General features: G+C 52.7%; 28 protein-coding genes and 25 other annotated features. Of the genes, 18 read left to right on the top strand and 10 right to left on the bottom strand.

The genetic code is table 11. From position 1 onward, the window contains the following. Nucleotides 1-173: 173 nt before the first annotated feature. The 4 genes from STM3167 to yqhD all read right to left on the bottom strand — a co-directional run bounded on the left by STM3167 (nt 174) and on the right by yqhD (nt 4,433). Nucleotides 174-635, bottom strand: a protein-coding gene (locus STM3167; RefSeq protein ID NP_462082.1) for a putative diadenosine tetraphosphate (Ap4A) hydrolase. Within the gene, nt 174-629 belong to an annotated coding region; the region does not span the whole gene. Beyond that, nucleotides 630-635 (bottom strand) — a ribosome-binding site (putative RBS for STM3167; RegulonDB:STMS1H003201). (Overlaps the previous gene by 6 nt.) 38 nt (nt 636-673) lie before the next feature. Continuing rightward, a complete protein-coding gene (locus tag STM3166) occupies nt 674-2,158 on the bottom strand; it encodes a putative cation transporter (RefSeq protein NP_462081.3) in 1,485 nt (494 codons plus the stop codon). 165 nt (nt 2,159-2,323) lie between these two features. Beyond that, the gene (yqhE, locus tag STM3165) for a 2,5-diketo-D-gluconate reductase A (protein ID NP_462080.1) occupies nt 2,324-3,163 on the bottom strand. Within the gene, nt 2,324-3,151 belong to an annotated coding region; the region does not span the whole gene. Next, nucleotides 3,158-3,163 (bottom strand) — a ribosome-binding site (putative RBS for yqhE; RegulonDB:STMS1H003200). (Overlaps the previous gene by 6 nt.) Nucleotides 3,164-3,256: 93 nt before the next feature. Further along, nucleotides 3,257-4,433, bottom strand: a protein-coding gene (gene yqhD, locus STM3164) for a putative alcohol dehydrogenase (RefSeq protein NP_462079.1). Within the gene, nt 3,257-4,420 belong to an annotated coding region; the region does not span the whole gene. Continuing rightward, nucleotides 4,428-4,433, bottom strand: a ribosome-binding site (putative RBS for yqhD; RegulonDB:STMS1H003199). (Overlaps the previous gene by 6 nt.) Before the next feature lie 147 nt (nt 4,434-4,580). After that, nucleotides 4,581-4,586 (top strand) — a ribosome-binding site (putative RBS for yqhC; RegulonDB:STMS1H003198). On the opposite strand from yqhD, the gene yqhC reads away from it, so the two are divergent. Continuing rightward, the gene (yqhC, locus tag STM3163) for a putative AraC/XylS family transcriptional regulator (protein ID NP_462078.1) occupies nt 4,581-5,512 on the top strand. Within the gene, nt 4,595-5,512 belong to an annotated coding region; the region does not span the whole gene. (Overlaps the previous feature by 6 nt.) Nucleotides 5,513-5,575: 63 nt before the next feature. Here the strand turns inward: yqhC and yghB are convergent. Continuing rightward, nucleotides 5,576-6,246 (bottom strand): putative DedA family membrane protein gene (gene yghB / locus STM3162; RefSeq protein ID NP_462077.1). Within the gene, nt 5,576-6,235 belong to an annotated coding region; the region does not span the whole gene. After that, nucleotides 6,241-6,246, bottom strand: a ribosome-binding site (putative RBS for yghB; RegulonDB:STMS1H003197). It overlaps the preceding gene by 6 nt. A gap of 128 nt (nt 6,247-6,374) precedes the next feature. After that, nucleotides 6,375-7,575 (bottom strand): cystathionine beta-lyase gene (gene metC, locus STM3161; protein ID NP_462076.1). Within the gene, nt 6,375-7,562 belong to an annotated coding region; the region does not span the whole gene. Continuing rightward, nucleotides 7,570-7,575, bottom strand: a ribosome-binding site (putative RBS for metC; RegulonDB:STMS1H003196). (Overlaps the previous gene by 6 nt.) A gap of 96 nt (nt 7,576-7,671) precedes the next feature. Between metC and STM3160 the strand changes: the two genes are divergently transcribed. The 3 genes from STM3160 (at nt 7,672) to exbD (ending at nt 8,980) form a co-directional block, all read left to right on the top strand. Next, nucleotides 7,672-7,821, top strand: a complete 150-nt coding sequence (locus tag STM3160) for a putative inner membrane protein (RefSeq protein NP_462075.1) — start codon at nt 7,672-7,674, stop codon at nt 7,819-7,821. Then, nucleotides 7,801-7,806: a ribosome-binding site (putative RBS for exbB; RegulonDB:STMS1H003195), on the top strand. It overlaps the preceding gene by 6 nt. Then, nucleotides 7,801-8,548, top strand: a protein-coding gene (exbB, locus tag STM3159) for an uptake of enterochelin (protein ID NP_462074.1). Within the gene, nt 7,814-8,548 belong to an annotated coding region; the region does not span the whole gene. Before STM3160 ends, exbB begins: the two co-directional genes overlap by 21 nt. After that, nucleotides 8,541-8,546, top strand: a ribosome-binding site (putative RBS for exbD; RegulonDB:STMS1H003194). It overlaps the preceding gene by 6 nt. Further along, nucleotides 8,541-8,980, top strand: a protein-coding gene (gene exbD / locus STM3158; protein ID NP_462073.1) for an uptake of enterochelin. Within the gene, nt 8,555-8,980 belong to an annotated coding region; the region does not span the whole gene. The genes exbB and exbD overlap by 8 nt, the downstream gene beginning before the upstream one ends. Before the next feature lie 112 nt (nt 8,981-9,092). Here exbD and yghA read toward each other — a convergent pair. The 3 genes from yghA to STM3155 all read right to left on the bottom strand — a co-directional run bounded on the left by yghA (nt 9,093) and on the right by STM3155 (nt 10,908). After that, nucleotides 9,093-9,991, bottom strand: a protein-coding gene (gene yghA, locus STM3157) for a putative oxidoreductase (protein ID NP_462072.1). Within the gene, nt 9,093-9,977 belong to an annotated coding region; the region does not span the whole gene. Beyond that, nucleotides 9,986-9,991 (bottom strand) — a ribosome-binding site (putative RBS for yghA; RegulonDB:STMS1H003193). It overlaps the preceding gene by 6 nt. A 109-nt stretch (nt 9,992-10,100) precedes the next feature. Beyond that, the gene (locus tag STM3156) for a putative cytoplasmic protein (RefSeq protein NP_462071.1) occupies nt 10,101-10,511 on the bottom strand. Within the gene, nt 10,101-10,505 belong to an annotated coding region; the region does not span the whole gene. Continuing rightward, the gene (locus tag STM3155; RefSeq protein ID NP_462070.1) for a putative cytoplasmic protein occupies nt 10,492-10,908 on the bottom strand. Within the gene, nt 10,492-10,902 belong to an annotated coding region; the region does not span the whole gene. Before STM3155 ends, STM3156 begins: the two co-directional genes overlap by 20 nt. Beyond that, nucleotides 10,506-10,511 (bottom strand) — a ribosome-binding site (putative RBS for STM3156; RegulonDB:STMS1H003192). Its footprint overlaps the gene before it by 6 nt. Continuing rightward, nucleotides 10,903-10,908 (bottom strand) — a ribosome-binding site (putative RBS for STM3155; RegulonDB:STMS1H003191). It lies within the gene STM3155. 85 nt (nt 10,909-10,993) lie before the next feature. Between STM3155 and STM3154 the strand changes: the two genes are divergently transcribed. The 14 genes from STM3154 to STM3141 all read left to right on the top strand — a co-directional run bounded on the left by STM3154 (nt 10,994) and on the right by STM3141 (nt 23,193). Then, nucleotides 10,994-11,509, top strand: coding sequence for a putative ATP-dependent RNA helicase-like protein (locus tag STM3154; protein NP_462069.1), 516 nt, complete (start codon nt 10,994-10,996; stop codon nt 11,507-11,509). 270 nt (nt 11,510-11,779) lie between these two features. Beyond that, nucleotides 11,780-11,785: a ribosome-binding site (putative RBS for yqhA; RegulonDB:STMS1H003190), on the top strand. Next, nucleotides 11,780-12,283, top strand: a protein-coding gene (gene yqhA, locus STM3153; RefSeq protein ID NP_462068.1) for a putative membrane-associated protein. Within the gene, nt 11,789-12,283 belong to an annotated coding region; the region does not span the whole gene. It overlaps the preceding feature by 6 nt. Nucleotides 12,284-12,582: 299 nt before the next feature. After that, nucleotides 12,583-12,588 (top strand) — a ribosome-binding site (putative RBS for STM3152; RegulonDB:STMS1H003189). Then, the gene (locus STM3152) for a putative methyl-accepting chemotaxis protein (RefSeq protein ID NP_462067.1) occupies nt 12,583-14,233 on the top strand. Within the gene, nt 12,590-14,233 belong to an annotated coding region; the region does not span the whole gene. Its footprint overlaps the feature before it by 6 nt. A 73-nt stretch (nt 14,234-14,306) precedes the next feature. Further along, nucleotides 14,307-14,312: a ribosome-binding site (putative RBS for yghW; RegulonDB:STMS1H003188), on the top strand. After that, nucleotides 14,307-14,605, top strand: a protein-coding gene (gene yghW / locus STM3151) for a putative cytoplasmic protein (RefSeq protein ID NP_462066.1). Within the gene, nt 14,318-14,605 belong to an annotated coding region; the region does not span the whole gene. Its footprint overlaps the feature before it by 6 nt. Nucleotides 14,606-14,778: 173 nt before the next feature. Next, nucleotides 14,779-14,784, top strand: a ribosome-binding site (putative RBS for hypO; RegulonDB:STMS1H003187). Continuing rightward, nucleotides 14,779-15,913, top strand: a protein-coding gene (gene hypO / locus STM3150) for a putative Ni/Fe hydrogenases, small subunit (RefSeq protein ID NP_462065.1). Within the gene, nt 14,795-15,913 belong to an annotated coding region; the region does not span the whole gene. (Overlaps the previous feature by 6 nt.) Beyond that, nucleotides 15,901-15,906, top strand: a ribosome-binding site (putative RBS for hybA; RegulonDB:STMS1H003186). It overlaps the preceding gene by 6 nt. After that, nucleotides 15,901-16,902 (top strand): hypothetical protein gene (gene hybA, locus STM3149; RefSeq protein NP_462064.1). Within the gene, nt 15,916-16,902 belong to an annotated coding region; the region does not span the whole gene. Before hypO ends, hybA begins: the two co-directional genes overlap by 13 nt. After that, nucleotides 16,880-16,885: a ribosome-binding site (putative RBS for hybB; RegulonDB:STMS1H003185), on the top strand. Its footprint overlaps the gene before it by 6 nt. Further along, the gene (hybB, locus tag STM3148; RefSeq protein NP_462063.1) for a putative cytochrome Ni/Fe component of hydrogenase-2 occupies nt 16,880-18,070 on the top strand. Within the gene, nt 16,892-18,070 belong to an annotated coding region; the region does not span the whole gene. Before hybA ends, hybB begins: the two co-directional genes overlap by 23 nt. Beyond that, nucleotides 18,053-18,058: a ribosome-binding site (putative RBS for hybC; RegulonDB:STMS1H003184), on the top strand. It overlaps the preceding gene by 6 nt. Next, nucleotides 18,053-19,770 (top strand): hydrogenase-2, large subunit gene (gene hybC / locus STM3147; protein ID NP_462062.1). Within the gene, nt 18,067-19,770 belong to an annotated coding region; the region does not span the whole gene. The genes hybB and hybC overlap by 18 nt, the downstream gene beginning before the upstream one ends. Continuing rightward, nucleotides 19,759-19,764, top strand: a ribosome-binding site (putative RBS for hybD; RegulonDB:STMS1H003183). (Overlaps the previous gene by 6 nt.) After that, nucleotides 19,759-20,264, top strand: a protein-coding gene (hybD, locus tag STM3146) for a putative processing element for hydrogenase-2 (protein ID NP_462061.1). Within the gene, nt 19,770-20,264 belong to an annotated coding region; the region does not span the whole gene. The genes hybC and hybD overlap by 12 nt, the downstream gene beginning before the upstream one ends. Continuing rightward, nucleotides 20,244-20,249, top strand: a ribosome-binding site (putative RBS for hybE; RegulonDB:STMS1H003182). (Overlaps the previous gene by 6 nt.) After that, nucleotides 20,244-20,745 (top strand): putative hydrogenase gene (gene hybE / locus STM3145; protein ID NP_462060.1). Within the gene, nt 20,257-20,745 belong to an annotated coding region; the region does not span the whole gene. The genes hybD and hybE overlap by 21 nt, the downstream gene beginning before the upstream one ends. Then, nucleotides 20,724-20,729 (top strand) — a ribosome-binding site (putative RBS for hybF; RegulonDB:STMS1H003181). It overlaps the preceding gene by 6 nt. Beyond that, nucleotides 20,724-21,079, top strand: a protein-coding gene (hybF, locus tag STM3144) for a putative hydrogenase expression/formation protein (protein ID NP_462059.1). Within the gene, nt 20,738-21,079 belong to an annotated coding region; the region does not span the whole gene. Before hybE ends, hybF begins: the two co-directional genes overlap by 22 nt. A 14-nt stretch (nt 21,080-21,093) precedes the next feature. Next, nucleotides 21,094-21,099 (top strand) — a ribosome-binding site (putative RBS for hybG; RegulonDB:STMS1H003180). Further along, nucleotides 21,094-21,355, top strand: a protein-coding gene (gene hybG / locus STM3143) for a hydrogenase-2 operon protein (protein NP_462058.1). Within the gene, nt 21,107-21,355 belong to an annotated coding region; the region does not span the whole gene. Its footprint overlaps the feature before it by 6 nt. Before the next feature lie 70 nt (nt 21,356-21,425). After that, nucleotides 21,426-21,431 (top strand) — a ribosome-binding site (putative RBS for STM3142; RegulonDB:STMS1H003179). Further along, nucleotides 21,426-22,483 (top strand): putative ferrichrome-binding periplasmic protein gene (locus STM3142; RefSeq protein NP_462057.1). Within the gene, nt 21,431-22,483 belong to an annotated coding region; the region does not span the whole gene. (Overlaps the previous feature by 6 nt.) Next, nucleotides 22,477-22,482: a ribosome-binding site (putative RBS for STM3141; RegulonDB:STMS1H003178), on the top strand. (Overlaps the previous gene by 6 nt.) Further along, nucleotides 22,477-23,193, top strand: a protein-coding gene (locus tag STM3141; protein ID NP_462056.1) for a molybdenum-binding periplasmic protein. Within the gene, nt 22,483-23,193 belong to an annotated coding region; the region does not span the whole gene. The genes STM3142 and STM3141 overlap by 7 nt, the downstream gene beginning before the upstream one ends. Nucleotides 23,194-23,260: 67 nt before the next feature. On the opposite strand, the gene yghU is transcribed toward STM3141, so the two are convergent. Beyond that, the gene (gene yghU, locus STM3140; protein ID NP_462055.1) for a putative glutathione S-transferase occupies nt 23,261-24,136 on the bottom strand. Within the gene, nt 23,261-24,127 belong to an annotated coding region; the region does not span the whole gene. Then, nucleotides 24,131-24,136 (bottom strand) — a ribosome-binding site (putative RBS for yghU; RegulonDB:STMS1H003177). (Overlaps the previous gene by 6 nt.) Nucleotides 24,137-24,274: the final 138 nt, after the last annotated feature.

Here is a 24,274-nt window from a genome sequence, read left to right as displayed (position 1 = left end):
TAGCCACGCGCCGTAATATTTAACCTACCAGGGTTGATATATTAAAATAGATAAGAAGTATATAATCTAAGGTATAATGCCTGACGGCGCTGCGCTTATCAGGTCTATGAATAGCACAGTTTTGTAGGCCGGATAAGGTGCTTACACCGCCATCCGGCAGAAGTGCTCCGTATTTATGCCTCACGAATTCTGGCCGCCAGCGCGGCCAGTTTTTCATCATCAGCCCGTTCATGATCGTGTGACGACAGATATCCTTCATACTGTTCGAAAAATTTATTCTGCCGCGATTCAATCGGTTTCCAGTGGGTTAAATCGCCAGTACCGTGCATGGGGCTTAATTTACTGTGCACATGGTCTACGCCGAAACCTTCGAAGAACATTCCCGTACGACTGACATCCGGGAAAGCCTTATCCAGTTTCTTCGCCACTTTTTGGGTCGCCAGCATCAGGTCCGCTAACGCCTGCGGCGGTAGATCGAACGCGTAGCTGGGGTAATGTTTTTTCGGGATCACTACGGTAAACCCATCGGTATTCGGAAAAATCGACAAAAAAGCCAGGTGATGCTCATCTTCCCAAACTTTATGACAAGGTGCTTTACCTTCAACTATTTGACAGAAAATGCAGGTCATTCCATTTCTCCGTTAACCGAGGGGCTTATCGATGCGTTAAGCGTTTAATACAACCCTAACACTTTCCACCATGCGAGGCCGACTGTCAAAAAGACCGCCTGATTAAAGAGACTGATAATAAATCCCGTTCGCCACCAGACGCCCGTCGGTACATAGCCGGCGCCAAAAAGAATGGGGCCGCGTGCGTGGGTATACTGCGTAAGAGAGCAGTACAGGCTGCTGGTAAACGCCAGCATGAGCGCCATCGGCGCCGCCGGTATATTCAGATGCAGACCGACGCCCAGAAATACCGCATACAGCGCGGCGATTTGCGCGTTGCCGCTGGCAAAAAAATAGTGGGTATAAAAATAGGCTGCGTTAAGCAGCAGCAGGATGATTATCCAACTGGTTCCATGCATCGTGCTGCCGATGCTGTCGCCAATCAGGTTGCCAAACCAGCTGGTGAATCCTAGTTTCTTCAACTGGTTAGCCATCATCAGCAGCGCGGCAAACCAAATCAACGTATCCCAGGCGCCTTTTTCGCTTTTAACGTCTTCCCAGGTGAGCACGCCGCTCAGTAATAAAATAGAGAGACCGACAAAAGAGGCCGTCGTGGCATCCACGCCGAGCGAGCTGCCAAAAATCCATAGCACCAGCAACACGCCGACGGTCGCCAGCATGAGCCACTCGCCGCGCGTCATACTGCCCATTTGCGCCAGCTCTTTGCGCGCCAAATCCGGCGCATCCGGCGTATGTTTAATTTCCGGACGGGTCAGCCAGTAGACCAGCAGCGGGACGATAAGAAAAGAGACCAGGCAAGGCAGGAGCGCGGCGATAAACCAGCTTCCCCAGCTCAACGTAACGCCGGCGTTCGCCGCCAGTTTTACCGCCAGCAGGTTACCCGTATAACCGGTCATAAACAGTGCGGCAGTGACGTCGTTAACATTGCCAATACAGGTGATCAGAAAGGTGCCGATTTTGCTGCGAGACTCATCTTCCGGATGTGAATCAAAGCTGCGCGCCAGCGAGTCGGCGATCGGGTAAATCACGCCGCCGCAGCGCGCGGTGTTACTGGGCATCGCGGGAGAGAGGATCAGATCGGCAAACGCCAGACCATAAGCCAGACCCAGCGTTCGTTTACCTAACAGACGGATCATTTGTAGGGCGATACGCCGACCCAGCCCGGTTTTGATAAACCCACGGGCAATCATAAAGGCGACGACGATAAGCCAGATCAGCGAACTGTTCAGCTCGCTCAAGGCCGTGGTAATCGCGCCGCTGGCCGTTTTGTCGCCGGCAGCATAGGCGAGCGCAAAGACGGTGATACCAATAATACCGACCGCGCCAATAGGCAGCACTTTCGCCACGATAGAGGCGATCGTCGCGACAAAAATAATCGCGGAATGCCAGGCCGGCGCGCTTAACCCGGAAGGGGGCGTTAGCTGCCACAGTCCGGCGGCGATAACCAGAATAAGAATGAATGGGAGCCATTTGACGCCCTGAGATTTTTTTCCGCCACAATCACACATCCATAAATATTTTATATGCATTAAGTAAATTCATAATAAATATGAATAATTATTCACAAAATCAGAATAATTCTGCGCTTGTGTGTGGGGGAAATATACTGTTAAATGCGCGTAATTGTTTCTTAATGTTTCGGAATGCAAAAAAGCCCGACGACATCGTCGGGCATGGCGTGCGATAAATCCGGCTTAACCGCCGAACTGATCCGGATCGGGACCGAGGCGTTTTCCTTGATCCAGTTTTGCGATCTCGCCTAATTCATCTTTATCGAGACGGAAATCCCAGACAGCAAAGTTTTCCGCGATACGGGAAGGGGTGACGGATTTCGGAATGACGACCAGCCCGCAGTCCAGATGCCAGCGAATAACAATCTGGGCGGGCGTTTTGCCGTATTTATCCGCCAGTTCGCGAATCACTTTCTGATCGAATACGCCTTCGCCACCCTGCGCCAGCGGGCTCCAGGACTCGGTCTGGATTTTATGCGTCGCATTCCACGCATGTAGCTGGCGCTGTTGCATCAAGGGGTGAAGCTCGATCTGGTTGATCACAGGGGTAACGCCGGTTTCATCGATCAGACGCTGGAGGTGATGGATCTGAAAGTTACAGACCCCGATACTCTTTACCAGCCCCTCTTTTTGCAGCGCGATCATGCCCTTCCAGGCGTCGACATAGTGATCGATAGCCGGTACAGGCCAGTGCATCAGATAGAGATCGAGATAATCAAGCTGCAGTTTTTTCAGACTCTCCTGCAGGGCTTCGCGGGGACGTTTTTGATCGTCATTCCACAACTTGGTGGTGATAAACAGCTCTTCCCGCGCTACGCTCGCTGCTTTTAGCGCTTTGCCGACGCCTTCTTCATTCTGATATGCTGTGGCGGTATCAATCGATCGATAGCCCACCTCCAGCGCTTTATGAATCGCCGCGATCACCTCTTCATTGCTTGCTTTCCAGACTCCCAGCCCAAGTTGTGGCATTACGTTGCCATCCTGTAGCCTGATAATGGTTGGATTAGCCATGATGTGTTCCTCTTTTAATTGGCTCGCCGGAGTCGGGTCCGGCGAGACTAAGTGACTTAAGTCTGGACGAAATGGCCAAAAACGAAAGTCAGAGGCGAAAAAACCTTAGCGCGCCGCTTCATAAATCCGACGGCTGACATCCAGCGTAATATCCTGATTTTCACCTAAATTTATGCATCCATGCGCCTCAAGTTTAGCCAGTAGCGCCGGAATAGTGCTGCCATCCAGACCGTAATCGGACAGGTGGGTAGGCACGCCCATCTGTTCGAAGAAACGGCGGGTGGCGGCAATGGCGGCATCAATACGCTCGTCGTCGGAACCGTCGGTGATATTCCATACACGTTCAGCATATTGCAGGAGTTTTGCACGTTTAACGTCTCGTTTTTCGTTCCATAGCGCAGGCAGAACGATAGCCAGCGTCTGGGCATGATCGAGACCGTGCATCGCGGTAAGCTCGTGGCCCAGCATATGCGTCGCCCAGTCCTGCGGAACCCCAGCGCCAATCAGGCCATTTAACGCCTGAGTAGCGGCCCACATCACGTTAGCGCGGACGTCATAGTTTTCAGGCTCTTGCAGCGCTTTGGGACCTTCTTCGATCAGTGTGAGTAAAATACCTTCGGCGAAACGATCCTGAATTTTGCCGTTAACCGGGTAAGTGACGTACTGCTCAACGGTATGGACGAAAGCATCCACGACGCCGTTCGCAACCTGGCGCGGCGGCAATGTATAGGTGTAGACCGGGTCCAGTACGGCAAACACCGGTTGCACGAACGAGGAGTGGAAGGCCTGTTTGTCGCCAGTGGTTTTACGGGAAATGACTGCGCCGGCGTTCGATTCTGAGCCGGTTGCCGGTAGGGTCAGCACAGACCCCATCGGGATTGCGCTACGAATCTCAGTACCGCCGGTTTCCAGAATGTGCCACGGATCGACGCCGTCCGTATACTGCGCCGCTGCGGCGATAAATTTGGTGCCGTCCAGTACGGAACCGCCGCCAACGGCCAGCAGGAAGGTAATATTTTCGTCGCGCACAAGCTGCACGGCCTTCATCAGCGTTTCATAGGACGGGTTCGGTTCAATACCGCCAAACTCCCGAACATCCAGTCCTTTTAACGCTTCCTGAACTTGCGCCAGTACGCCGGTCTTTTTCACGCTACCGCCGCCATAGGTAATCAGCACGCGGGCGTCCTGCGGGATTTGATCGCGAAGATCGACGATAGCGCCTTTACCAAACAGAATGCGGGTAGGGGTATGTAATTTGAAATTGTTCATTGCTCATTCCCTTATGTGGGTAAAAAGAGGGCAGGCGGCTGTCTGCCTGATGGTCATCATTGTGGTCTTGTGAGGGATGTCTCTCAATGCACATTTCTGCCAATGTTTTGCCTATTTCTCCAGAATGCTGGAGAAAATCGCTAAAAATGCGCACAATCCAGCGGAGTGGATTTGATGAAAAAATGGCGCGTTATGAATCGTGAAGCAATTTGCTTACAGTTGGCGGATAAAATTAATCATTTAAAAAATAATGATAAAATAATCAGCGAGCGGCTGGCGGGCATTCGTCTGTTGTATGGTGTTGAACCGGGGCCGCGCACGCCGGTCATGTATCAGCCTGGCATCATATTTCTCTTTTCCGGCCATAAAATTGGCTATATTAACAAGCGCAAGTTTCGTTATGACGCTAATGAATATCTCTTACTGACCGTGCCGCTCCCTTTTGAATGCGAGACCTGGGCGACGCCGGAGGTACCGCTGGCCGGTATTCGGCTCGATATTGATGTGCTGCAACTGCAAGAGTTGCTCATGGACATTGGCGAAGATGAGCGTTTCCAGTTGCCGATGGCGGCCAGTGGGATTAACTCCGCCACGCTGTCGGACGAGATTTTATGTGCGGTGGAAAGATTGCTGGATGTGATGGAGCGCCCGCTGGATGCGCGGATTCTGGGAAAACAGATTATTCGCGAAATTCTTTATCATGTGCTGATGGGGCCGCGCGGCGGGGCGCTGCTTGCGCTGGTTAGTCGCCAGACGCACTTTAGCCTGATCAGTCGCGTACTTAAACAGATCGAAATGAAATACACCGAGAACCTGAATGTTGAGCAACTGGCGGCAGAAGCGAACATGAGCGTGTCGGCGTTTCACCATAATTTTAAGGCGGTCACCAGCACCTCGCCGTTGCAGTATTTAAAAAGCTACCGACTGCATAAAGCGCGGATGATGATGATTCACGACGGTATGAAGGCCAGCGCCGCGGCGATGCGGGTCGGCTATGAGAGCGCATCGCAGTTTAGCCGGGAGTTTAAACGTTATTTTGGCGTTACGCCGGGCGAAGATGTGGCAAGAATGCGGACAATGCAAGGGAGCTAAGTGGGGCATCCCGCCACGGGTCAACGAAGCGTAACCGGGCCATCCTGGCCGATTATGGATACGTCAGGCGTTACAGTATTTCTTTTTAATCACCACGACCAGCGTACCTAACAGCCCGGCGACCAGTAGCGCGACGGGAAGGATCATTAAAAATGTCATTACCTGGTCTTCATGGCGCTTAACAAACGGGATCATACTGAGCGCGTAGCCGAAGCTGGTCACGACAGTCACCCACAGCAGGCCGCTTAACCAGTTAAAAAACTGAAACCGGCGGTTGGACAGGCCGGAAATGCCCGCCATTGTTGGCAGCAGAGTGCGGACAAACGCCAGAAAGCGCCCGGCAAGCAATGCTAACAAACCGTGACGGTCAAACATGCAGGTGGCGCGCTGATGATATTTTGCCGGAAGCTGCGCCAGCCAGCCTTTGACGGTACGCGTATTACCGAGCCAGCGTCCCTGGATATAACTTAGCCAGCAGCCGAGACTGGCCGCGGCGGTGAGAATGCCAATCGTCGGCAAAAAATGCATCACATCCTGGGCGATCAACGCGCCTGCCAGTAGCAGCAGACTATCGCCAGGTAAGAATGACGCTGGCAGCAGACCGTTTTCTAAAAATAGCGTGGCGAACATGACAAAGTAGACGACGCTAACAACGTGTGGATTCGCCAGCGCGGCAAAATCATGTTGCCAGAGCGCAGCGATAATATCTTGAATGACAGCCATGAACTTTCCTGTGGAACAGCATTTATGCTTTTATTCGCCTATTGTACTCCTGAATCGTCCGGGATGCCTTGATCCCGGACGCAACAAACGCAGACTTTTCCACGGAAATTGTCTGCATATATGTCCATCCCCGGCAACTTTACACAATTCTGGCGAAGCCGGCGGCTAAATCAGCGATCAAATCATCAACACTCTCTAAACCAATATGCACCCGAACCAGCGTACCGGTAAAATCTACGCCGCCTGCGGGACGAATCGCGGCGATCTGTTCCGGCTGATTAGCAATAATCAGCGATTCGTAGCCTCCCCAGGAGTAGGCCATACTGAACAGCGAAAAGTTATCCAGATAGGCTGATAATTCTGCCTCGGTCAGCTTTTTATTGAGCACAAAGGAGAACAGGCCGCTGCTACCTGTAAAGTCTCGTTTCCAGAACGCATGACCTTTGCTACCCGGCAGGGCCGGATGATTAACGCGCGCGACCTGAGGATGGTTCGCCAGCCATGCGGCGATTTTGAGGCTGCTTTCTTGATGCTGGCGCAGTCGGACACCGAGTGTGCGCAGACCGCGGCTGGTCATATAAGCCGTGTCGGCGTCGAGCATTTGCCCCATCAGATAGGCGTTTTCCCGCAATTGTTCCCAGCAGCGCGCATTTGCAACGGCAGTCCCGACCATCGCATCAGAATGACCAATCAGATACTTAGTGCCCGCCTGGATAGAGATATCAATATCGAATTCCAGAGCTTTGAACAGAACGCCAGCCGCCCAGGTATTATCAATCATGATGACGGCTTCTGGCGCGACGCGTCTGACCGCACTAACAATGCTCGGAATATCATGTACTTCCATGGTAATAGAACCGGGGGATTCCAGAAATACGACTTTCGTGTTCGGCTGAATATGTTGCGTGATATCAGCGCCGATGAGCGGGTCGAACCAGCTTGTCGTCACGCCCAGTTTGCCGAGAATTTTGCTGCAGAAATCCTGGCTGGGTTCATAAGCTGTGTTGGTCATCAGGATGTGGTCGCCCTGCTCAACGAATGCCAGAATGGTGTTGGCGACCGCCGCCGCGCCGCACGGGAAGAGCGCGCATCCGGCGCCGCCTTCCAGTTCACACATGGCTTCCTGGAGCGAAAAGTGGGTCAGCGTTCCCCGGCGTCCGTAAAATAATTCGCCGTTGGCGAGATTGCGGGTAGCGTGTTTTTTGGCCTCGACGGTGTCAAACACCAGTGAAGAAGCGCGTTGAATCACACTATTCACTGAGCCAAGCGTGTATTTTTTGCTGCGTCCTGCGTTTACCAGTTTGGTATCCAACTGTTTATCCGTCATGTTGCGTTTCCTGATTTTAACCGTCTGGATGTCTAAACTAGCATGAATATAACCATCTGCACCCTGGCGACGTGTGATACAGATGAAAATTTTGCCAAAATAAAAACAGGTGGCTTTTTTAATGCGTAAGCGCAAAGAAAAAGCAGTAAAGGTGCGGCAGTATGTAAATAGTAATGAGAACGACTATCAATTCGACGTTGTTTTGATATTATTATGCTCAGATTTTGTGATTTGCGTCCTGGAGATACAGAGTGGGTAATAATTTGATGCAGACGGATCTTTCCGTCTGGGGCATGTATCAGCACGCCGATATTGTCGTGAAGTGCGTGATGATTGGTTTGATTCTGGCGTCAGTCGTCACCTGGGCTATCTTCTTCAGTAAAAGCGTTGAATTTTTCACGCAAAAGCGCCGCTTAAAGCGCGAACAACTGCAATTAGCCGATGCGCGCTCTTTAGATCAGGCTTCCGACATTGCGGCAGGTTTCAGCGCAAAAAGCCTCAGCGCACAGCTCATCAATGAAGCGCAGAATGAACTGGAACTCTCTCAGGGCAGCGAAGATAACGAAGGGATTAAAGAACGTACCGGCTTCCGTCTGGAACGTCGCGTCGCAGCGGTGGGCCGCTACATGGGACGAGGCAACGGTTATCTGGCGACGATCGGCGCCATTTCCCCCTTCGTCGGGTTGTTTGGCACCGTATGGGGCATTATGAATAGCTTCATCGGTATTGCGCAAACGCAGACCACCAACCTGGCGGTGGTCGCTCCTGGTATTGCGGAAGCGCTGCTGGCGACGGCGATTGGGCTGGTAGCCGCGATCCCGGCGGTCGTCATTTACAACATCTTCGCACGTCAGATAGGCAGTTACAAAGCGACGCTGGGCGACGTGGCGGCGCAGGTATTGCTGCTGCAAAGCCGCGATCTTGATCTGAATGCGAGCGCCAGTGCGCAGCCGGTACGCGCCGCGCAGAAATTACGGGTAGGGTAATGCGTCATGGCAATGCGTCTTAACGAGAACCTGGATGACAACGGCGAAATGCATGAAATCAACGTGACGCCGTTTATCGATGTCATGTTGGTTCTGCTGATTATCTTTATGGTGGCTGCGCCGCTGGCGACGGTGGACGTCAAGGTGAATCTGCCCGCTTCTACCAGTACGCCACAGCCGCGTCCGGAAAAACCGGTTTATCTGTCGGTGAAAGCGGATAACACCATGTTTATCGGTAACGATCCGGTGACGGATGATACGATGATTGCCGAGCTAACGGCCCTGACGGAAGGGAAAAAGGATACTACGATTTTCTTCCGCGCGGATAAAACCGTAGAGTATGAAACCCTGATGAAAGTGATGGATATGCTGCATCAGGCGGGCTATCTCAAGATTGGTCTGGTCGGCGAAGAGACCGCGAAAGCGAAATAAGTATTCTGCTGACGCTGTAGGCCGGGTAAGGCGAAGTCGCCACCCGGCTTTTTTATTGCCTAAAGTGGCGCCTTGCTTAACAGAATTGCGCCACCTTAATCGACTTCATGCGTTAGCCTAAATGCTCCCCGCCGCACACGCCGTGCACTTCTGCGGTAACGTAACTGGATTCCTGGCTTGCCAGATAGACATACACCGGCGCCAGCTCTGCCGGTTGGCCGGCCCGCTTCATTGGCGTCTGCTGACCAAACTGCGGAATTTTATCCTGGGTTTGACCGCCGGAAATTTGCAGCGCTGTCCAGATAGGGCCAGGCGCGACAATATTCACACGAATTCCTTTTTCCGCCACCTGTTTCGCCAGGCCACGGCTGTAATTGAGGATTGCCGCCTTGGTTGCCGCATAATCCAGCAGGTGCGGACTGGGCTGATACGCCTGGATAGACGACGTTGTGATAATACTGGCGCCTTTTGGCAGCAGCGGAATCGCTTCCTGGGTTATCCAGAACAGAGCAAAAACGTTAACGGCGAAGGTTTGCTGAAATTGCTCGCTGGTCAGATCTTTTATCTCCGGGATTGCCGTCTGTTTACCGGCCACCAGCGCCAGAATGTCCAGCCCGCCCAGCGCTTCACGCGCCTTATGGACCAGCGAACGGGCGAAAGATTCGTCGCTAAGATCGCCTGGCAATAACACCGCTTTACGGCCGCACTCCTCAATCAGCGCTTTAACCTGCTGGGCGTCCTCTTCTTCCGCTGGCAGATAGTTGATCGCGACATCTGCGCCTTCACGCGCGTAAGCGATAGCGGCAGCGCGCCCAATCCCGGAGTCGCCCCCTGTCACCAGCGCCTTACGATCTTTAAGGCGACCACTGCCGACATAACTTTTTTCACCACAGTCAGGAACAGGCGTCATTTTCGCCTGGACGCCGGGCGCCGGCTGTTTTTGCTTAGGATACTCGCCGGTGTAATACTGCGTGGTAGGGTCGTATAGATGAGACATTGAGCTTCTCCCTTCAGGTTGAACACCCTTTAAGCGTAGACACTTTTACTACCGTAAGAGGGAGAATCAGAACGATCCTTATGCTTCGCCCGTATTCACAACAGAGTTAACTAGCCATGAAGGTTATTTTTCTTGCCGTGCGACGGTGGTGACGTTGCGCGTCCGGTAGTCGCCATCGGAAAGCTTACGCGTCAGACGTAAGGTTGCCGTCTCGCGAGCCAGCAGATGCTGCCAGTCACTTTCAAGACGAGACATAATTTTGTCTCGTAATTCAGGATGCTGCTCGATAATGGCATTGATGGTCGCGCCATAAATCTCCTCTTTGACCTGTAACGCATACATCTCCCGTCGGTTTTGCCACTTCAGGCGTACTAACGCCGCCGGTATGGATACCACCTCCTGCGTTACCTTTTCCAGGGTGGCATTTTTGCTGGCGATTAGTGCTGCAAGATTTTGCTTTAAGATAAATTCATCACTTTTATGGTTGTCTAAAGCCAAATAAACGTTATTGTCTTCAACTTCTTTCATCTTTATCTTCCAGTGAATAAAATAGCGGCATATCGGTTTCGCGAGTGATTAAATTAAGCCAAATGGCATTGCCTTTTTCATTTATCATTGCGGTTTTATCCGCCAGTATTTTACTTAGCGTTTGGGCATCAATATCGCCTTCTGCCTGTAGTGCGTTTATCAGGCGGGCAAACGTTTCAATTTTAGCCACACAATACAGACGTTCTTTAATATGACGGTCGCGTTCTTCAAATAATACGTTTCTGTGTTGCCCGGCAGCGTTAGCGCTAATTAAAATATCGGGCTCGTAATCGCTGAGTTTTGTCTTTCCCTTAGGCAAATTTTTACTGTTTTCTGTGGCTTCAGGGGGCGGCGATGACAGGCGAAAATGAGAGGAAACCAGATGCTCAGGAAGCATGACTAAATATCCTTTACGATCAGTGGTATACTATTTTTAATAGTGTAGGTTTCGTTGACAATAACATGGCGTAATTTTAAAATCAAAAAAAATGGAGCCTGCTATGAACAGTATTTTTTATTCTGTTATTATATTGCTATTACTGACCGGCGCGATACTCTTCCTGATGTGGGAGGTTAATAAAAAACGTCCTGGTGGAAAAATCGTAAATTTAAATCAAACTGAACCCATGACAAAGGAAGAGGGCGAAGATCATTTCTCAGTATTAATGAATTCGATAACGCCGGTATGGTACTGGCGCGTTAACCATGAATATATCGATTTCCTTCATGCAACGATAAAACGAATGACAATGACTGAGTTGAATGAAACGCCTGGATTATTTGACGCACAGCGTCGTTGCAGCGACCTTAACTCTGCCGTTTATAAGTATTACGACAATATAAAGAAGCGTTGTCTGAACGGAGAAAAGGTGCCGTATTCGGATTTGGACGTCCTTAATTTACGCCAGTGTTTTCGCGAGTTCAGTCTTGAAGCCTACCCGGCATTGGTCGCGCTGGTATGGCCGGAATATCAGCGCCCGCAGGTTAACCCGGATGAGATTTAGAGCCTATCCCATTAGGGCTATTTTACTTGCCATTTTGGACCTGGGCAGTGCTCGCCAAAACGCGTTAGCGTTTTGAACGCCGCTAGCGGCGGCCCGAAGGGCGAGCGTAGCGAGTCAAACCTCACGTACTACGTGTACGCTCCGGTTTTTGCGCGCTGTCCGTGTCCAAACTGGCTGCGCCAATAACGCCTGGTGGGATAGGCTCTTAACTGGCATGTTGATCTGATGTTGCATGGTTGAGATATACTGTTGCTGGTTTTAGTTACCTGACAGGTCCCTATGGAACGCTTTCTTGAAAATGTAATGTATGCGTCTCGCTGGCTGCTCGCGCCGGTGTATTTTGGCCTCTCTTTGGCGCTGATCGCTTTAGCGCTAAAATTTTTCCAGGAAATTCTACACGTTCTGCCGAACGTTTTTGCCCTGGCGGAGGCCGATCTGATCCTGGTGCTGTTATCGCTGGTTGATATGACGCTGGTTGGCGGATTGCTGGTAATGGTCATGTTCTCCGGGTATGAGAATTTTGTCTCTCAGCTGGATATCTCTGCGGGCAAGGAGAAGCTGAACTGGCTGGGGAAAATGGATGCGACGTCGCTAAAAAATAAGGTGGCGGCATCGATAGTCGCTATCTCTTCCATTCACCTGTTACGCGTGTTTATGGACGCGAAAAACGTCCCGGATAACAAATTAATGTGGTATGTCATCATCCATCTGACCTTTGTCCTGTCGGCGTTTGTGATGGGCTATCTGGACAGATTGACGCGGCATAACCATTGAGCCGCCGTCAACGGCGGGGCAGTCGGGCAAAGGATGCTGAGCCCGGCTGTAAAACAGCGCTTCTTTAACGGTGGATAACCGTCTCCCTGCAGCCTTACGCAATATTTTTACTACATCTATTCATTTACTCAGTAATAACACTGAAAGATTTTCTCTGCGTTCACAGATATATAACATCTGCGGGTACGTAAACGGCGGTAACTGTAAAAAAATGGAGAATGCATTATATATTCTCCGCGCCTTGCCGATAACGAGAGTGCGTCATCGTCTGATGACTAATCTCTTATATTCAGCAAGGAAATTCATATGCGTTTGCTGCAAAACTTTACTATTCGTATGGTCATGCTGACGATACTGGGACTTTTTTGTCTACTCTGGTCGGGGGTGGGGTTATACAGCGTCCATGCTTTATCCGAAGTTTCGGAAGGAAATGATATTGACCGGCATCTTGTGCGGCAAATGACGGTGCTAAGCCAGGGTAACGATCAATATTTCCGCTTTGTTACCCGCCTTAGCCGCGCGATGGATGTAAAAATCGGCGGCGGCACGCCCGATTTTGCGCCCGCCCGGCAGTCGCTCGAGAATATGCGTCAGAAGCTGGAGGAGATGAAAGCGCTATCGCCAGGGCCGATGAACCCTGATATCTCAAGGGAGGTCTTGTCCAACTGGCAGGCCTTGCTGGAGAAAGGCGTCGTTCCTCAAATGCAACTGGCGCAGCAAGGATCGCTGACCGCCTGGAGCGAACATGCCAGTACGGTCACGCCCGCACTCAGTCGCGCGTTCGGCGCCAGCGCGGAACGGTTTAGTCATGAAGCTGGCGCCATGCTGGATAACACACGTGTGATGGTCGATGGTAAAACCTATACCATCCGCATCCTGCTTATCACGGCGGTGATTCTGGGCATTGCTATCCTGATTTTTACCGATCGCTATCTGGTTGCAATGATGGTGAAACCGCTGGAGCGCATCCGTCAGCAGTTTCAGCGCATCGCGCAAGGCGATCTTAGCCAGCCGATTGAAGCGTTGGGGCGTAACTGCGTAGGCCGGTTGGTGCCGCTACTACGCGCGATGCAGGACAGTTTACGCGAAGCCGTGAGTACGATCCGCGCCGGAAGCGACAATATCTGGCGCGGCGCGACGGAAATTTCTACCGGTAATAACGATCTCTCTTCCCGAACGGAAGAACAGGCCGCCGCGCTGGAAGAAACTGCCGCCAGCATGGAACAGCTTACCGCAACGGTGAAAATGAACGCCGAACACGCTCGCCAGGCGAGTCAGCTTGCGGATGCCGCCTCGCTAACGGCAGGAAAAGGCGGTGAACTGGTTTCCGATGTGGTAGAAACAATGAACGGTATTTCCGCCAGTTCGCAGCAGATCGCCGAAATTACTACCGTGATTAATAGTATTGCTTTCCAGACCAATATTCTGGCCTTGAACGCAGCGGTAGAAGCGGCCAGAGCGGGCGAGCAGGGACGCGGCTTCGCGGTGGTCGCCGGTGAGGTACGTAACCTGGCCAGCCGCAGCGCGGGGGCGGCGAAAGAAATTGAAGCCTTAATTGGCGAATCGGTACGTCGCGTAGCGCAGGGCGCGCAGTTGGTCCAGGAGACCGGCGCGACGATGGACGCCATCCTGCGCGGCGTCACGGAAGTGACGACGATTATGAAACAGATCGCGTCCGCCTCCGAAGAACAGAGTAAAGGTATTTCTCAGGTTGGCGTGGCGATCACGCAAATGGATAGCGTTACGCAACAAAACGCCGCGCTGGTTGAGCAGGTTTCCGCGGCGGCGGCGGCGCTGGAACGGCAGACGGAGGATTTGCAACGCTCCGTACAGCAGTTCCGGCTTTCCGCTAGTGAGCCGCAACAACGCGTAACGGCGAAAGCGGCGCCTGGCGTTCAGAGAATGGCGTCGGCTCCCGCACAGTCTACTGATGAATGGGTTTCCTTCTGATGTGAAGCAAAAAAGCGCGTAATGCGCTGGCCTTCATTTAATTAGTCGCTATATAATTTATTATATAGCGACTAAGGAGGTCAGATGAATAATCATTTTGGGAAAGGGTTAATGGCCGGGTTGCACGCGCCATATGCATATAGCGCGCATCATGCGGTGAATTTCTGTTCTGAGTATAAACGTGGCTTTGTATTGGGTTTTACACACCGTATGTTCGAAAAGACCGGCGATCGTCAACTTAGCGCGTGGGAGGCTGGAATTCTGACGCGTCGCTATGGTCTGGATAAAGAAATGGTGATGGATTTCTTTAAAGAGAATCATTCCGGGATGGCGGTTCGCTTCTTTATGGCCGGTTATCGACTCGAAGGTTGATCCAACAGGGGTATTATCTTGCTTTAATTAATTACACTATCGCCTCTTCCCTTCGTTTTACTGTTCCGTCGAAGTATTATGGCGCACATAACCATAAAAAAAGTGTGGTAAATGGCGTACCGATCGCAATAACTTCTTCGCGAACAGTGCAAAATAAAAGCCAGGTCTTCGTAACGGAATAACTATAAAATGACTGGAGATAATACTCTCATCACTTCTCACGGCATTAACCGTCGTGATTTCATGAAGCTTTGTGCAGCACTGGCCGCTACTATGGGGCTCAGTAGCAAAGCCGCCGCAGAAATGGCAGAATCGGTATCCAATCCACAGCGTCCGCCCGTTATCTGGATTGGCGCTCAGGAGTGTACCGGTTGTACCGAATCACTGCTTCGTGCTACACACCCAACCGTTGAAAACCTCGTTCTGGAGACCATCTCTCTGGAATACCACGAGGTGCTTTCCGCCGCATTCGGTCACCAGGTCGAAGAAAACAAACATAACGCTCTGGAGAAGTATAAAGGGCAATATGTTCTGGTGGTGGATGGTTCTATCCCACTAAAAGATAACGGTATCTACTGCATGGTTGCCGGCGAGCCGATCGTGGATCACATCCGCAAAGCCGCTGATGGCGCAGCCGCGATTATCGCTATCGGTTCCTGCTCGGCATGGGGCGGCGTTGCTGCGGCTGGCGTAAACCCAACCGGCGCTGTCAGTCTGCAGGAAGTCTTACCGGGCAAAACGGTTATCAATATTCCAGGTTGTCCGCCAAACCCGCATAACTTCCTGGCGACCGTCGCGCATATCATCACTTACGGCACGCCGCCGAAGCTGGATGCGAAAAATCGTCCAACCTTTGCCTATGGCCGTCTGATTCATGAGCATTGCGAACGTCGTCCACACTTCGACGCAGGCCGTTTTGCCAAAGAATTTGGCGACGAAGGCCACCGTCAGGGCTGGTGTCTCTACCATCTTGGCTGTAAAGGGCCGGAAACCTGGGGCAACTGTTCTACGTTACAGTTCTGTGACGTTGGCGGCGTCTGGCCAGTGGCGATCGGTCATCCTTGCTATGGCTGTAACGAAGAAGGTATCGGCTTCCATAAGGGCATTCACCAGCTTGCTCATGTCGAAAACCAAACTCCGCGTTCAGAGAAACCTGACGTCAATATGAAAGAAGGCGGCAATATCTCTGCGGGCGCTGTCGGTCTGCTTGGCGGCGTAGTCGGTCTGGTTGCCGGCGTCAGCGTGATGGCGGTACGTGAACTGGGGCGTCAGCAAAAGAAAGATAACGCTGACTCACGGGGAGAATAACCGTGAACAGACGTGACTTTATTAAAGCAGCCTCCGGTGGAGCATTGCTGTTGGGCGCCGCGCCGTCTGTCAGCCATGCGGCTGCAGAAAACCGTCCGCCGATTCCAGGTTCGCTGGGTATGCTGTATGACTCCACTCTGTGCGTGGGCTGTCAGGCCTGCGTCACAAAGTGTCAGGATATCAACTTCCCGGCGCGTAACCCGGAAGGGGAGCAGACCTGGTCGAACAACGACAAGCTGTCGCCGTATACCAATAACATTATTCAGGTATGGCGTAGCGGTACGGGCGTGAACAAAGATCAGGAAGAGAACGGCTATGCCTACATCAAGAAACAGTGTATGCACTGCGTCGATCCTAACTGCGTTTCCGTTTGCCCGGTGTCGGCGCTGAAAAAAGATCCGAAAACCGGCATCGTCCACTATGACAAAGATGTCTGCACCGGCTGCCGTTACTGTATGGTTGCCTGCCCGTACAACGTACCTAAGTACGACTACAACAACCCGTTTGGCGCGCTTCACAAGTGTGAGTTGTGTAACCAGAAAGGCGTTGAGCGTCTGGATAAAGGCGGTTTGCCTGGGTGTGTGGAAGTTTGTCCGGCAGGGGCCGTCATTTTCGGTACTCGTGAAGAGCTGATGGCGGAAGCGAAAAAACGTCTGGCCCTCAAACCAGGCAGTGAATATCACTATCCGCGCCAGACGTTGAAAACGGACGACACCTATCTGCATACGGTGCCTAAATACTACCCACACCTCTACGGTGAAAAAGAGGGCGGTGGTACTCAGGTGCTGGTGCTGACAGGCGTTCCTTATGAAGATCTGGATCTGCCGAAGCTGGATGACCTTTCAACCGGAGCGCGCTCCGAGCATGTTCAACACACGCTTTATAAAGGCATGATACTACCCCTGGCTGCGCTGGCGGGCTTAACCGTGCTGGTTCGTCGTAATAGCAAAAACGACCATCACGATGGAGGAGACGATCATGAGTCATGATCCAAAACCGCTGGGCGGAAAAATCATCAGTAAACCGGTCATTATTTTTGGACCGTTAATCGTCCTGTGTATGCTCCTTATCGTGAAGCGTCTGGTCTTCGGGTTGGGCTCCGTTTCCGACCTGAACGGCGGTTTCCCGTGGGGCGTCTGGATTGCCTTTGACCTGTTGATCGGCACCGGCTTTGCCTGCGGCGGTTGGGCGTTGGCATGGGCGGTGTATGTCTTTAACCGTGGGCAATACCATCCGTTGGTGCGCCCGGCGTTGCTGGCAAGCTTGTTTGGTTACTCGCTGGGCGGCCTGTCGATCACTATCGACGTCGGTCGTTACTGGAACCTGCCGTACTTCTACATTCCAGGTCACTTCAACGTGAACTCGGTACTGTTTGAGACGGCGGTCTGTATGACCATCTACATCGGCGTGATGGCGCTGGAGTTTGCGCCTGCCCTGTTTGAACGTCTGGGCTGGAAAGTGTCGCTCAAGCGTCTGAATAAGGTGATGTTCTTTATTATCGCGCTGGGCGCGCTGCTGCCGACGATGCACCAGTCCTCAATGGGGTCATTGATGATCTCGGCGGGCTATAAAGTGCATCCGCTATGGCAAAGCTATGAAATGCTGCCGCTGTTCTCGGTTCTGACCGCGTTTATCATGGGCTTCTCCATTGTCATATTTGAGGGTTCGCTGGTTCAGGCAGGCCTGAAAGGAAACGGTCCGGATGAGAAAAATTTGTTTGTTAAGCTGACGAATACCATCAGCGTGCTGCTGGCGATTTTCGTCGTCCTGCGCTTTGGCGAACTGATTTATCGCGACAAGCTGTCCTATGCGTTTGCCGGCGATTTTTACTCCGCTATGTTCTGGATTGAAGTCGTCCTGATGGTCTTCCCGTTAGTGGTGCTGCGTGTGGCGAAACTGCGTAATGACTCTCGTATGCTGTACCTGTCGGCGCTGAGCGCGCTGTTGGGCTGCGCGACGTGGCGTCTGACCTATTCGCTGGTGGCATTCAACCCGGGTGGCGGCTACCACTACTTCCCAACCTGGGAAGAATTGTTGATTTCTATTGGTTTTGTGGCCATTGAGATTTGTGCATACATCGTACTCATTCGTCTACTGCCGATACTTCCTCCTTTAAAACAAAACGATCATAATCGTCATGAGGCGAGCAAAGCATGAGCCAGAGAATTACTATTGATCCGGTAACCCGTATTGAGGGTCATTTACGCATTGACTGCGAAATTGAGAACGGCGTCGTATCCAAAGCATGGGCGTCCGGCACCATGTGGCGCGGTATGGAAGAGATCGTGAAGAACCGCGATCCGCGCGATGCGTGGATGATTGTGCAGCGTATTTGCGGCGTTTGTACGACAACTCACGCGATCTCCTCCGTTCGTGCGGCGGAAAGCGCGCTGAATATTGATGTTCCCGTCAACGCGCAGTATATCCGTAATATTATTCTGGCGGCGCATACCACCCATGACCACATTGTCCATTTCTACCAGCTCTCTGCGCTGGACTGGGTGGACATTACCTCTGCGCTGAAAGCCGATCCGGAAAAAGCCTCCGCGATGCTGGATGGTGTGTCGAGCTGGCACCTGAACAGCGCGCAAGAGTTCACGAAAGTTCAGAACAAGATCAAGGATCTTGTCGCCAGCGGTCAGTTAGGTATTTTCGCCAACGGCTACTGGGGGCACCCGGCAATGCAGTTACCGCCGGAGGTCAACCTGATTGCGGTCGCTCACTATCTGCAGGCGCTGGAATGTCAGCGTGACGCTAACCGCGTGGTGGCGTTGCTGGGCGGTAAATCGCCGCATATCCAGAACCTGGCGGTCGGTGGGGTGGCGAACCCGATCAATCTCGACAGCATCGGTACGTTGAACCTTGAACGCCTGATGTACATCAAATCGTTTATTGATAAGCTGAGCGATTTTGTCGAGCAGGTGTATAAAGTGGATACCGCAGTCATCGCGGCCTACTATCCGGAATGGCTGGAGCGTGGCAAAGGCGCGGTGAACTACCTGAGCGCGCCGGAATTCCCGACCGACGGTAAAAACGGCAGTTTCCTGTTCCCGGGCGGTTACATTACCAATGCCGATCTGTCGACATACCGTCCGATCACCTCTCACTCCGACGAGTTCCTGATTAAAGGTATTCAGGAGAGCGCGAAGCACGCCTGGTACAAAGATGAAGCGCCGCAGGCGCCGTGGGAAGGCACTACGATCCCGGCTTACGACGGTTGGTCGGATGACGGTAAATACTCATGGGTCAAGTCGCCGACATTCTACGGCAAAACCGTCGAAGTCGGGCCGCTGGCGAACATGCTGTGTAAACTGGCTGCAGGTCGTGAATCCACGCAGACCAAGCTCAATGAAATCATTGCGCTTTATCAGAAGCTGACCGGCAAAACGCTGGAAATGGCGCAACTTCACTCTACGCTGGGTCGTATCATCGGGCGTACCGTTCACTGTTGTGAACTGCAAAACATATTGCAGGATCAATACAACGCGCTGATTGTAAATATCGGCAAAGGCGATTACACCACGTTTGTGAAGCCGAACATTCCGGCGACGGGCGAGTTCAAAGGCGTGGGCTTCCTGGAGGCGCCGCGCGGTATGCTGTCTCACTGGATGGTGATTAAAGACGGTATTATCAGTAACTATCAGGCAGTGGTGCCATCGACCTGGAACTCAGGTCCGCGTAACTTCAACGATGACGTGGGGCCGTACGAACAGTCGCTGGTCGGTACGCCGATCGCCGATCCGGCGAAGCCGCTGGAAGTGGTACGTACCATCCACTCCTTCGACCCTTGCATGGCGTGCGCGGTACACGTGGTGGACGCCGATGGCAATGAAGTGGTCTCGGTGAAGGTTTTGTAATGCGGATATTAGTCTTAGGGGTCGGCAATATTTTGCTGACCGATGAAGCCATCGGGGTGCGTATTGTTGAAGCGTTAGAGCAACGATACACCCTGCCGGATTTCGTTGAGATTCTGGATGGCGGTACGGCGGGAATGGAACTTCTTGGCGATATGGCGAATCGTGATCATTTGATCATTGCCGACGCCATCGTGTCGAAAAAGAACGCGCCGGGAACCATTATGGTACTGCGCGACGATGAAGTTCCGGCGCTGTTCACCAACAAAATCTCCCCCCATCAGCTTGGACTGGCCGACGTATTGTCGGCCCTCCGCTTTACCGGCGAGTTTCCGAAGAAACTGACCCTGGTTGGCGTTATTCCACAGTCGCTGGAACCGCACATCGGCTTAACGCCAACCGTCGAGGCGATGATTGAGCCTGCGCTTGAGCAGGTTCTTGCTGCGCTGCGTGAATCCGGCGTCGAAGCAATTCCTAAGGAGACGGCGCATGTCTGAAACGTTTTCCGGATTCGACACGGCGCCCGTCGCCCGGGTTCAGGCGGCGTTTGAAGAGATAGCCCATCGTTCGATGCACGATCTTTCGTTTCTGCATCCGACTATGCCAGTGCATGTCTCTGATTTTACGTTATTTGAAGGACAATGGACGGGCACGGTAATTACGCCGTGGATGTTAAGCGCATTAATCTTCCCTGGCCCGGACCAGATCTGGCCCAGGCGTACCGTCGGTGAAAAACTCGGTCTGCAACTGCCTTATGGCACGATGACCTTTACCGTTGGCGAACTGGAAGGCGTTTCGCAATATCTTGCCTGCTCGTTGATGTCGCCGCTTTCCCGTAGCCTGTCGCCGGAAGAGGGCGTCCGGCTGGCGGATGACTGCGCGCGGATGCTGTTATCTCTGCCGGTAAGCAATCCTGATGCGCCGCAGACAAGCCGGCGTGCGTTGCTGTTTGGCCGTCGGAGCTGTGAGAATGCATGAGCTGTCTCTTTGCCAAAGCGCCGTTGAAATTATTCAGCAGCAGGCAGAACAGCACGGCGTGGCGCGCGTCACCGGCGTATGGCTGGAGATAGGCGCGCTTTCGTGCGTTGAAGAGCGCGCGGTTCGTTTCAGTTTTGATATCGCCTGCCAGGGGACTTTAGCGCAAGGGTGCGAATTGCACATCGACTACAGACCGGCCCAGGCCTGGTGCTGGGATTGCAGTCAGGTGGTGGAAATTCTCAGGCATGACGCGCAATGTCCGCATTGTCATGGCGATCGCCTGCGGGTGGATACCGGCGATTCGTTGAAAGTAAAAAGTATTGAGGTCGAATAACCCGCATTTTATTTCAGGTGGTTAATTATGTGTATTGGCGTCCCCGGTCAGGTGCTGGCCGTCGGAGATGATATTCACCAGCTTGCGCAGGTGGAAGTGTGTGGCATCAAACGTGATGTCAATATTGCTCTGATTTGTGAAGGTAAGCCAGCCGATCTGATAGGGCAATGGGTATTGGTACACGTTGGTTTTGCCATGAGCATCATTGACGAAGACGAAGCGAAAGCCACGTTAGATGCGCTGCGCCGCATGGAGTACGACATCACCAGCGCGTGATCCCTTAATCACCTCTATTATATCGCTCTATAATCGTTATATAATTATTTATATATCGATTATGGGGCGAAACCTATGAATAAATTTTTGCGCCAGCTCTCTCTGCTGGCGTTGCTTTTTTGCTGGCCGTTAATGTCACAGGCGGCGCGTACTTTTACCGATCAAATTGGCCGCCAGGTCACGGTTCCGGACACCGTCGACAGAGTGGTGGTGCTCCAGCATCAAACGCTCAATCTCCTTGTACAGATGAATGCCACTGACAAAATCGTTGGGGTCATGGCGAACTGGAAACAGCAATTAGGCGACGGCTATGCGCGTCTGGCGCCGGAACTGGCGCAAAAAGCCTCGCTGGGCGATCTAACGCACGTTGATCCTGAAAAACTGGTGGCGCTGCGCCCGCAGGTGGTGTTTGTCACGAATTACGCTCCGCAGGAGATGATCGACAAGATCAGCCGTCTTGGCATTCCGGTAGTGGCGATTTCGCTGCGCCATGATATTGCTGGCGAGCAGGCTAAAATGAACCCGACCCTGGCCGATGAAGAGCAGGCTTATAATCGCGGGCTGCGTGAAGGAATAACGCTGATTGGCGATATCGTCAATAAACCGCAAGAGGCGAAAGCGCTGATTGAGGCGATGGATAAAGGTCGCAAGATGGTCAGCGACCGTTTGCAGTCGGTCCCTGAAAATGAGCGAGTTCGCGCCTATATGGCGAATCCGGAGCTGACCACCTACGGTTCCGGTAAATACACCGGTCTGATGATGGCCCATGCGGGGGCGCTGAATGTAGCGGCATCCTCGGTGAAAGGCTTTAAGCAGGTGACAATGGAGCAGGTGATCGCCTGGGATCCACAGGTGATCTTTGTCCAGAATCGCTATCCAAAGGTCGTCAATGAGATCCTGCACAATCCCCAGTGGCAGGTCATTGACGCGGTGAAGCATCATCGGGTTTACCTGATGCCGGATTATGCCAAAGCCTGGGGATATCCGATGCCGGAGGCGGTGGGAATCGGCGAACTGTGGATGGCGAAAAAACTCTATCCGGAAAAATTCCACGATATTGACATGCAAAAGGCCGCTAACGACTGGTATCAACGTTTTTACCGTACTGACTATCAGGGCGTACAATAATGCGAATACTGGCTGCGGGGAGCTTGCGCGTCGTCTGGCCGCAGCTAATGGCGGCGTTTCAGGCGGATGCGGTATGTGATTTCGGTCCGGCGGGGCTGTTACGTGAACGCATCGAAGCGGGCGAAGCGTGCGACTTTTTTGCTTCGGCGAACCTGGCGCATCCGCAGGCGCTGCTGGAAAGCGGGCGGGCGCTGCGGGTCGCGCCTTTTACGACGAACCGTTTGTGCCTGAGCGTGCGGGCACAGGCGATGCGTGAAGGCGAGGACTGGTTGTCGCTATTAACCCGGCGGGATCTGCGGATCGGCACCTCAACAGCAGGTTGCGATCCTTCCGGCGATTATACGCAGCAGCTTTTTTCGCGGATGGGCAAGGAGGGCGAAGCGGTCCGAAAACGCGCGGTAGCGCTGGTTGGCGGCAGGCAGACTTTGCCGTTACCGGCGGGCCGGCTGGCAGCGGAATGGCTCATCAATCATGATTACACCGATATCTTTATCGGCTATGCCAGCTATGCTCCCTGGCTACGGCAGGTTAATTCGCTGCGAGTGGTTGATATCCCGGAACCTTATAATCCCGTGGCTGAATATGGCTTTGCCTGCCTGAGCGAGCAGGGAAAAACGCTTGCCGACTTTTTACTGTCAGCACGGGCGAGGTTGATTCTCATGCAACATGGGTTTAGTGAAGCGCCGAATATGACGCACTCGCAGAACTGATAAGCGAAGCGTCAGCAGGGAATACCATGCCGGATGACGACATTACTACCCCATCCGGCATTATGGTTTAACTTTGACGTTTATCTTCGGTATGGTTTTCGAAGTCGCTGGCGTCATGGCGTTCGTGAAGCTGTTCGTTCAATGGGCCGTTGGTCCGGTTGACAATGCGCCCCCGCTTTACCGCCGGACGTTCGGCTACCTGTTTCGCCCAGCGTTGTACGTTTTGATAACTTCCGGCATCCAGAAACTCCGCTGCATCATAGACATTCCCCAGCACCACGTTGCCGAACCACGGCCAGATGGCCATATCGGCAATAGTGTACTCTTCTCCCGCGACATACGGGTGGTGAGCTAACTGCTTATCCAGCACGTCCAGCAGACGCTTGGCTTCCATGGTGAAGCGATTAATGGCGTACTCAATTTTTACCGGCGCATAATGATAGAAATGACCGAAACCGCCACCGAGGAACGGCGCCGCGCCCTGTAGCCAGAACAACCAGTTAAGGGTTTCTGTGCGCTTAGCCAGATCCTGCGGCAGGAAATGGCCAAACTTATCCGCCAGATAAACAAGAATTGCGCCCGACTCAAAAACTCGAATCGGCGGGTTGTGTGAGTTATCGCGCAGCGCCGGGATTTTTGAGTTCGGATTGATGTCAACAAAGCCGCTGGAGAACTGATCGCCCTCGCCGATGCGAATCAACCAGGCGTCATATTCGGCGCCGGTCACGCCCAGCGCCAGGAGCTCTTCCAGCATAATAGTCACTTTCTGGCCGTTAGGCGTCCCCAGCGAATAAAGCTGTAACGGATGTTTGCCGACGGGCAGCGTTTTGTCGTGCGTCGGGCCGGAAACCGGGCGATTAATGTTAGCGAACGCGCCGCCGCCGGATTTATCCCACGTCCAGACTTTTGCGGGTTGATAAGTATTATCTGCCATATTGACCTGCCTTCACAGTGGTGGTGTTGAAGCAGTGTAGCAGCTTGCTAACCGGACATTTAACCGATTGGGACATTCCGGCGAGTGAAATTTTAACCTTCTGGCCTCAGTGTGCCTTATTGAGGTGTATGATTATGTCGACCTCTG

The sequence above is a fragment of the Salmonella enterica subsp. enterica serovar Typhimurium str. LT2 genome, assembly GCF_000006945.2.
Taxonomy (GTDB): domain Bacteria; phylum Pseudomonadota; class Gammaproteobacteria; order Enterobacterales; family Enterobacteriaceae; genus Salmonella; species Salmonella enterica.
This window is presented reverse-complemented; position numbering and strand designations above follow the sequence as displayed.

What these genes read in the sequence shown, in the direction of transcription:
- STM3167 (NP_462082.1), bottom strand. Translation starts at nt 629, where the DNA reads ATGACCTGCATTTTCTGTCAAATAGTTGAAGGTAAAGCACCTTGTCAT.
- STM3166 (NP_462081.3), bottom strand. Translation starts at nt 2,158, where the DNA reads ATGCATATAAAATATTTATGGATGTGTGATTGTGGCGGAAAAAAATCT.
- yqhE (NP_462080.1), bottom strand. Translation starts at nt 3,151, where the DNA reads ATGGCTAATCCAACCATTATCAGGCTACAGGATGGCAACGTAATGCCA.
- yqhD (NP_462079.1), bottom strand. Translation starts at nt 4,420, where the DNA reads ATGAACAATTTCAAATTACATACCCCTACCCGCATTCTGTTTGGTAAA.
- yqhC (NP_462078.1), top strand. Translation starts at nt 4,595, where the DNA reads ATGAAAAAATGGCGCGTTATGAATCGTGAAGCAATTTGCTTACAGTTG.
- yghB (NP_462077.1), bottom strand. Translation starts at nt 6,235, where the DNA reads ATGGCTGTCATTCAAGATATTATCGCTGCGCTCTGGCAACATGATTTT.
- metC (NP_462076.1), bottom strand. Translation starts at nt 7,562, where the DNA reads ATGACGGATAAACAGTTGGATACCAAACTGGTAAACGCAGGACGCAGC.
- exbD (NP_462073.1), top strand. Translation starts at nt 8,555, where the DNA reads ATGGCAATGCGTCTTAACGAGAACCTGGATGACAACGGCGAAATGCAT.
- yghA (NP_462072.1), bottom strand. Translation starts at nt 9,977, where the DNA reads ATGTCTCATCTATACGACCCTACCACGCAGTATTACACCGGCGAGTAT.
- STM3156 (NP_462071.1), bottom strand. Translation starts at nt 10,505, where the DNA reads ATGAAAGAAGTTGAAGACAATAACGTTTATTTGGCTTTAGACAACCAT.
- STM3155 (NP_462070.1), bottom strand. Translation starts at nt 10,902, where the DNA reads ATGCTTCCTGAGCATCTGGTTTCCTCTCATTTTCGCCTGTCATCGCCG.
- STM3154 (NP_462069.1), top strand. Translation starts at nt 10,994, where the DNA reads ATGGAGCCTGCTATGAACAGTATTTTTTATTCTGTTATTATATTGCTA.
- yqhA (NP_462068.1), top strand. Translation starts at nt 11,789, where the DNA reads ATGGAACGCTTTCTTGAAAATGTAATGTATGCGTCTCGCTGGCTGCTC.
- STM3152 (NP_462067.1), top strand. Translation starts at nt 12,590, where the DNA reads ATGCGTTTGCTGCAAAACTTTACTATTCGTATGGTCATGCTGACGATA.
- yghW (NP_462066.1), top strand. Translation starts at nt 14,318, where the DNA reads ATGAATAATCATTTTGGGAAAGGGTTAATGGCCGGGTTGCACGCGCCA.
- hypO (NP_462065.1), top strand. Translation starts at nt 14,795, where the DNA reads ATGACTGGAGATAATACTCTCATCACTTCTCACGGCATTAACCGTCGT.
- hybB (NP_462063.1), top strand. Translation starts at nt 16,892, where the DNA reads ATGAGTCATGATCCAAAACCGCTGGGCGGAAAAATCATCAGTAAACCG.
- hybC (NP_462062.1), top strand. Translation starts at nt 18,067, where the DNA reads ATGAGCCAGAGAATTACTATTGATCCGGTAACCCGTATTGAGGGTCAT.
- hybD (NP_462061.1), top strand. Translation starts at nt 19,770, where the DNA reads ATGCGGATATTAGTCTTAGGGGTCGGCAATATTTTGCTGACCGATGAA.
- hybE (NP_462060.1), top strand. Translation starts at nt 20,257, where the DNA reads ATGTCTGAAACGTTTTCCGGATTCGACACGGCGCCCGTCGCCCGGGTT.
- hybF (NP_462059.1), top strand. Translation starts at nt 20,738, where the DNA reads ATGCATGAGCTGTCTCTTTGCCAAAGCGCCGTTGAAATTATTCAGCAG.
- hybG (NP_462058.1), top strand. Translation starts at nt 21,107, where the DNA reads ATGTGTATTGGCGTCCCCGGTCAGGTGCTGGCCGTCGGAGATGATATT.
- STM3142 (NP_462057.1), top strand. Translation starts at nt 21,431, where the DNA reads ATGAATAAATTTTTGCGCCAGCTCTCTCTGCTGGCGTTGCTTTTTTGC.
- STM3141 (NP_462056.1), top strand. Translation starts at nt 22,483, where the DNA reads ATGCGAATACTGGCTGCGGGGAGCTTGCGCGTCGTCTGGCCGCAGCTA.
- yghU (NP_462055.1), bottom strand. Translation starts at nt 24,127, where the DNA reads ATGGCAGATAATACTTATCAACCCGCAAAAGTCTGGACGTGGGATAAA.